The sequence below is a fragment of the Frankia sp. AvcI1 genome, from assembly GCF_001420875.1.
Taxonomy (GTDB): Bacteria; Actinomycetota; Actinomycetes; order Frankiales; family Frankiaceae; genus Frankia; species Frankia alni.
This window is the reverse complement of sequence record NZ_LJFZ01000058.1, coordinates 6,943-13,581: the sequence shown is the minus strand read 5'-3', so window position 1 is coordinate 13,581 and position 6,639 is coordinate 6,943. Positions and strand designations below refer to the sequence as shown.

The following is a 6,639-nucleotide window of genomic DNA, read 5'->3' as shown; positions in this document are numbered from 1 at the left end:
CGTCCAGCCGAGCCGGGGACGGTTCCCCTGGCTTCCACGGCAAGAGCGGACGGAGATCGGTCCGGCGAGCGGGAAATCCCACCCGCCGGACGTCACGGCCACGGGGTGACCCCGCGAGTACACGCCAGCAGATCCCACCGCCATACGGNGGTTCAGGCTTCTAAGGCCGTTGAAACTCTCCGTCGATCACTCCGCCCATGAAGGCTGCCCATTCACTCGAAGTGAAGATCAACGCCGGCCCATTTCCCGAGTCCTTGCTGTCGCGAACCGCGACAGACCCGTCTCCGAGGAAAGCGACTTCCACACAGTTCCTGTCGGCATTACTGTGACTACTCTTGCGCCATGCTGCACCGGAAAGATCGTACTTGTTCATTCCCTCAGCTCCCTAGCTGCCTGAGAAATCAAGTCCTTTGCTGAGGACTCGTCAAGGGTCGCGTCCCAGACACTCGTGAACGCAGCTTCGTAGCGTTCNACTTCATGCGGTTTGTCCAGATAAAGCGCACCCGTCAAACCTTCCACATAGACTGTCGGAGGCTCTGTATTTTTGCCGTCGCCGTTACTTGGAAACCGGAGCACGACAAAAGGACCTGACATCACCCCAGCGTGCAGCCCTGCCCGAAATGGTACTACACGAATCGTGACGTTCGGCAGGTCCGCAACTTCCACCAGCCTGTCAAGCTGCCTCGCCAACACCGACGCGCCCCCGACCGGTCGGCGGNGGATCGATTCATTGAGAACAACGTCAAGCACCGGCCGCTCAGCGGCTCTCGTAAGAATCACCTGCCGGGCCATGCGAAGATTCACCCGACCTTCAATCTCGCTCTCTTCTACACCAGGGTTATCCTCCTGAATCAACGCTCGGACATACTCGTCGGTCTGGAGTAGTCCAGGTACAAGATCGGATTCGTACCAGGCGAAGCGTGAGGCCGCTTCCTCCAACCCAATGTACAAATCGAACTGTTCAGGGATGACGTCGCCGTAGCTGTGCCACCAACCGCGAGCTTTGGTCTCCTTCGCCAGTCCCATAAGAGCTTCAGTCAGGTCAGGTGACGCTTCGTAGATACGGCACATGATCTCAACGTCGAAGCTCCGTAGCGATGTCAGCCCCGACTCGATGCGCCAGATCTTGGCCTCGGACCATTCTGTCTGGCGGGCGGCGGCCCGGACCNTCAGCCTCGCCTGGTTCCGAAGATCCCGTAGGTACCGGCCGAGCTGGCGTCGCGGCACGGTCGATCCGNTCGTGCCCTCTGGCATCGCCCACCTCTCCTCGTTGTGAGGTCAGTCTTTCACTCGAAGTGAAAGACTCGGACCGCACGTTTTGCAATGATGGCCCAGTCTTCCGGAACTTTCAAGTGCAGTCTTGCATTTCCGAGTCTTGCAGTGTTTCACTCCTCATGGAGACAGCGTCACAGGCNGCGAGCGCGGCGACCCGGGCCAGGGGGGGCGGGTCGTGCCGTGGGTGAGGAGGGTTGACGGAGCGTTGCAGGGACCGGTCCTCGCGTTCGATTCGGACGGTTNGGTGCTCGCAAACTTCCCCGATACGCGAGCGGGGCACATGTGGGCACATTCATATGTACAAAACCGCGGATTCACGGGCCACGTCGAGATCTTCAGTCCCGAGACCCGAACCTCCGTGGTCGTCAATCCACAGGAGTGCAGGTGNGTTCTATGGNGCAGTACTAACATCCGGACTCTTGGGTGTGTCCCCGCGGAACGGTTGGGTAGCAATGTATCGCGCCGGTCAGTGATCCTTTCCTGGCGTTTCTGGAAACACGCGATGCGTAATCCTCGCTCGTCTGTGCGATTCGGCGAACCAGAATTCTCCGCCCTCCTGGACTTCCCTAAACGGCTCGACCGGAGATTGCATTGATGCCCGACCAGGCGCGATCCTTTGTCGTCTCCGGTCTCCTGTACGGAGACTCTTTCATGGAATCTGCAACTTACGGCGGTGNGCGAAAATGACGCAACGACCGCCCCCGATCCTCCGAGTGGCTGTAGACAGGTTCTCGGCCTCCTATGTCGCGGTTCCGGCCGCCCGTGCAGCCACCGGGCGCATACTCTGGGAATGGCGAATCCATTCCGCTGCCATAGAAACCGCGAAGCTGGTGATATCCGAGCTGGCGACGAACGCGATAAAGGCAAGCCCCGCCGATGGACAAATTGCGTTCCGGCTGACCGCAAGCGGCGACCGGCTTGTCATCGAGGTCTGGGACAGCTCCGGCAACCCGCCCGCGCTGACCGGCCAGAGTCCGGACCGGGAAGGCGGACGCGGGCTCTTCCTGGTCGACGCGCTCAGCATCCGATGGTCCTGGTATCGGCCAAAGGCCGGCGGGAAAGTCGTCTGGTCGCAGATCCACGCCGAAACGTTGCGGCCAACGCCGCACCCGCCGACCGCTCCCGCGCCATCGGAGAAGCTCGCGAAGCGGACGCCGCAGGCGGACCNGGCCGCAGTACCCGTCACGTTCCAACACGATCCCGCGCTACTGCAACGAGTCGCGGACGGACTGCGTGCCCTCGACGACTGGCACCTACCCAACCAGAGTCCCATCCCCCCCGGGGTGTGCAGGGCGCCCCCCGCAGGCCAAGTCGGACGGTCCCGAGTGGGGACGGTGGACGCGGCGTGAACGGTACTCCTCGCCCACCGCAGACCACCGCCCACGCCCTTCTGATCGACTGCTACGGCCGCTTTCTGTTCGTCCGGAGAGCGACGGGCACATGGGGTCTTCCCGCCATGGCACTGACGTTCGACCTATCGCCCTACAACCAGACCATTGACTTCATCCGCCAGCGACTCGGCATCGAGGCACGCGAACAAGATCTCATACTCGCCCACGTGACCGCGCACAGCAGCGACCTTGCCCACGGCGGAATCGGCCTGGTCATCAGCGTCGGATTCTGGACCGGCGAACCCGTTCCAGCGCCCGACCCGGCAACGCTGCCGGCCCGCCGCTGGTGCGCACCCGGCCACCCGCCCGTGCCGCTCGGGGCGTGGGACGGTGCAGTGATGCCCTCATTGATGACCACCTCCGTGTACACCGAAATCGGGTGGACCAATCTCCCCGTGACCCCGCCCGACCCGCCAGACTGACCAGCCCCGGACATCCCATGCCCGACCAGCCATGCCCCGAGGTCGGGGGCAGTTCACCCGCCTCCGTTGGCCGCATGCCCTACCGTCAAGGCACCTGAAACGACCCGCAACTGGGAGTCACGGCCGGGGGAGCGTCTCGCCACTCGCGAGTTCACAGGTTGACCGCGCAGAAAGCCGCCTGACCAGCGAAGATCCAACGACCGGCACCCGAATCTGCCAAAGTGGCCCCGACAACCAGAGTCGCCCGGTAATCTTCTCTTCACCGCAGTTCGACAGAGCAAGCCTGTTTGCAAGCAAGTTCGATCGAACCTTCGTCTGACACGCGGTGTCAGAGTTCAAGACCGCCTACTAAAGGAGACTGCACAATGATCGACCCCGATGATCTGCTCGTAGCCGTGGAACATTTGGTCGTCGCTCAGAACCGCGACGATGCCCAGACTTCGGACGGTGCCGCCGGAGACTCCGGCGACAACAGAGACGGGTGAAATTTTACTCTGCTAGCGCCGTTCCACACGCCACATTAGTTTCATTCGGCGGCAGAGTCGTCGTACAATTTTCCCGAATCCGCCCTCGGTAAAGGAATTATCGTGGATCATCGCCTGGTTCGTGGTATCGAGGAGGCACTCAGCCTCTCCGAAGGGCACGGACTAGGCGATGTATTCGCACGAGGAATTCTGACCGATCCTGGTCTATGCGCCCGTATCCTTACTCCGGTACGGCTGCTCGACATCGTCATGCGCCGCAGTCTTCTTCCGCCACAGTTACGGTGCTTCCAGAACGGATCGGAGCTNAACCCGAACTCATATCTAAGTTTGTCGACGACTCGCCGAGGACAAGCCGTCCCCATGGTGAACATGAGTCGGCTCGGCGATCTAATTCGGTCAGGGTGNACGCTCGTGCTGGACGCNCTGAACCAGTTCGATCCAACAATGGAGATTGCATGTCGCGCTCTCCAATGGTGGTCGCACGAGCTGGTGCAAGTTAACGTCTATCNCACTACACAGGATTCGGCCGGATTCGCGTTACACTGGGACGATCACGACGTCATAGTGGTACAACTCGCAGGCGACAAAGATTGGGAGATCCGCGGTTCCTCCCGCGCCGCGCCGATGTACCGCGATACTTCGCCCAATCTCGAACCAAGTAATGAAATAGTATGGTCGGGAACTTTGCAGACCGGTGACTGCCTTTATATTCCTCGTGGTCATTGGCATCAGGCGACCCGTGCGGGCAAGGACGAAGGGTTCAGCCTACACGTGACATTCGGGTTCGTGAAAAGAACCGGCGTGGACTGGCTAGCATGGCTCGCAGATCGTTCCCGCACGGACGAGATTTTCCGTCACGATTTAGACCGGCGGGAGCCGCACGAACACCGCCAGGACCAGACACGAATGCTCACTGAGGCCGCCTCACGACTGCTCACCACAATACCACCCTCACAATTCCTCACCGCCCGCGAGGAAGAATATTCAACATCCCGTCACATCACAACATGGGGCATGTTCGACCCCATAACCACAGTCGCCTGCGTCACCGAATTTCAACCTACCGTCGAAACTCGGGATGACGTCGTCATTCTACGGTCAGCCNCGAAGAAGATCACATTTCATGCAGGCGCACTGCCCGCTCTGAGAGTTCTTCTCTCAGGTCTTCCAGTGGACCTCAAGCACGTATCCTCCGCGACTGGAATCGACGCTGTTCGCGTGGCTGATGTTCTGCTCCGGGAGGGAATATGTGCAGAGGTAACCCCAGAATTGTTCTCGGGCTATACAGGTCTAGCCACGCACGACAGTTCTTTGAATCCGCCTTGAAACTCGGTGTACGCGAGATGGATACTGGCTACAACTATTTTGGTTACGCATCCCATCGTAATTTAGGACGCTTGCCGGAATATCTTTTGCAAGAATTTACCCTATCAACGAAAGTCGGATTCTTTCCGGGTCTCGGAGGTACGGAGCACTCCCTGGAAATAGGTCGGCTGCNAAATGCCATCGAGAAATCAACTGACGATCTTGGCCGGGCATCTGACGTCATTTTTCTTCACAACCCAGAACGGTCACTCGCGGGCCTCTCGCCGGATGAAGGATACGACCGTCTGATAGGGGCTTCCACCGTCCTCGTTGAAGCAGTCAAAGCCGGGTTTTGTCGCTCGTGGGGCATCGCATCCTGGGACCCCCGAACTCTGCTCAGAGTACTCGCCCGCGCTGCCGTAGGAACAATTCCCACCCCATGCACTCTCATGGTGAGGGCTGGTCTGCTTACAGAGTCGAGCATCTTAGATGCCGGCGAGCAGGTAGGGGCGATATTCGGCCTTGGTTCAGATTCTCTCTGGGGGATGAGTCCTTTTGGCGGAAGCACAACAAATCCCGTGTGGAATGCCGTGAATACCCGAATTTTTCTCGCTCCAAATCAAGAAAGTAACCACGTCCAGGCGGCATTCCGCGTGGCGTACGAGCTGCCGCGCGTCAGTCGAATTGCTGTGAGTACGAACCGCATTGAACATCTTAACGATCTCGTCAAGGCAACTGCCCTTGACGTCGACAGTGACGTCATTGCCCGTTATCGCAGTCTCCTACGCACGAGATCTGTCACGAGCTGAGATCATAGACTAGCTGTGTCNCCGCCCGTTCCGCGGGCTCCAGAATTGAACCTCGATAGTCGCCCGGGGCTGCCATGATTTCACAGCAGAAATAAAGTCGAGCAAGTTTTCCGGACCTGCTATCGAGGTCGGAGCTCCGTTCGGCATGAATACGAACAGCAAGATCGGGAACTNCCAACGAGTTGACCCACAAATATGCAGCGTCCAGGCCACGTGGCNCCATGCCCCAATCTTCCCAATCAAGTAGGTAGCAGTCTGGCGCCGTAATGTTGGCCCAATTCAGATCCGCATGTGACGCTCTCCANTGGTCAACAGTGGTGTCTATCCTGCCAGGAAATACCCCGTTGATAGCAGTGGTGAGACGAGCCTGCGTCATAGGTTCGGTATGTAGCGTCGCGATACGGGTGGTGGCGTAGTCAGCAAGCGCAGTAAGCGACGCATTGAACGTTGCCCACCATGCTTCGGAGAGCTCCGGATGCGCAGTGAGAATCCCCCCGGGCTTAACCGGGCTCGTCGTGATTAGCTCGGTTTCGTCGGCTCGCCACATTGCGTCGCGCGATCGGTCGCGCCACGAAATACCCCGATACCATTCCGGTTTCGCAATTCCGGGTATTAGTGACGCGCACTCTATTCCATTCCAGCCCTGACCAAATATCTTTGAAACCGGNCGCATCTCAAGCCGAACCCATGTCTCGCGGTCGGAACGGAGACCAATCGTGCGTCTCTTCCGTACCGCTGTCGCCCGGTTAAGCCTCACGTTCAGTGATTGTTCAACATAGCAAACTGTTTCATCATGCAATTCCGACCTGAGATCGAATTGACGTCCTACCCGCACCGGTCGGGCCTCCACGTCAGGCCCAAGTGACGAGATACCGACCACGCTTGCGATCTCCCTTGATCATGATGGTTGACGACAGCATGCCGATACTTTATGGGGCTGCCGCCGACGTCC

General features: G+C 59.2%; 3 protein-coding genes and 5 pseudogenes. 3 read left to right on the top strand and 5 right to left on the bottom strand.

Annotated elements, in window-relative coordinates; all coding sequences use genetic code 11:
* Window positions 1-160: 160 nt before the first annotated feature.
* The 5 genes and pseudogenes from UK94_RS33370 to UK94_RS75630 all read right to left on the bottom strand — a co-directional run.
* Window positions 161-373, bottom strand: coding sequence for a DUF397 domain-containing protein (locus UK94_RS33370; RefSeq protein WP_095213115.1), 213 nt, complete (start codon window positions 371-373; stop codon window positions 161-163).
* Window positions 370-471: pseudogene (locus UK94_RS71920) on the bottom strand (hypothetical protein); the annotation flags it as partial. The gene UK94_RS33370 and the pseudogene UK94_RS71920, both read right to left, overlap by 4 nt.
* A 1-nt stretch (window position 472) precedes the next feature.
* A pseudogene (locus tag UK94_RS71915) lies at window positions 473-718 on the bottom strand (Scr1 family TA system antitoxin-like transcriptional regulator); the annotation flags it as partial.
* A gap of 1 nt (window position 719) precedes the next feature.
* Window positions 720-1,168: pseudogene (locus UK94_RS71910) on the bottom strand (Scr1 family TA system antitoxin-like transcriptional regulator); the annotation flags it as partial.
* Window position 1,169: 1 nt separating this feature from the next.
* The coding region (locus UK94_RS75630; RefSeq protein WP_268761751.1) for a hypothetical protein at window positions 1,170-1,227 on the bottom strand (58 nt) is incomplete at its 3' end.
* Between the two features lie 1,504 nt (window positions 1,228-2,731).
* Between UK94_RS75630 and UK94_RS31410 the strand changes: the two genes are divergently transcribed.
* From UK94_RS31410 to UK94_RS71905, 3 genes and pseudogenes are all read left to right on the top strand, one after another.
* Window positions 2,732-3,088, top strand: coding sequence for a hypothetical protein (locus UK94_RS31410; protein ID WP_235490876.1), 357 nt, complete (start codon window positions 2,732-2,734; stop codon window positions 3,086-3,088).
* Window positions 3,089-4,017: 929 nt separating this feature from the next.
* A pseudogene (locus tag UK94_RS75625) lies at window positions 4,018-4,081 on the top strand (hypothetical protein); the annotation flags it as partial.
* Between the two features lies 1 nt (window position 4,082).
* Window positions 4,083-4,677, top strand: a pseudogene (locus tag UK94_RS71905) (cupin domain-containing protein); the annotation flags it as partial.
* Window positions 4,678-6,639: the final 1,962 nt, after the last annotated feature.

What these genes read in the sequence shown, in the direction of transcription:
- UK94_RS33370 (WP_095213115.1), bottom strand. Translation starts at nt 373, where the DNA reads ATGAACAAGTACGATCTTTCCGGTGCAGCATGGCGCAAGAGTAGTCAC.
- UK94_RS31410 (WP_235490876.1), top strand. Translation starts at nt 2,732, where the DNA reads ATGGCACTGACGTTCGACCTATCGCCCTACAACCAGACCATTGACTTC.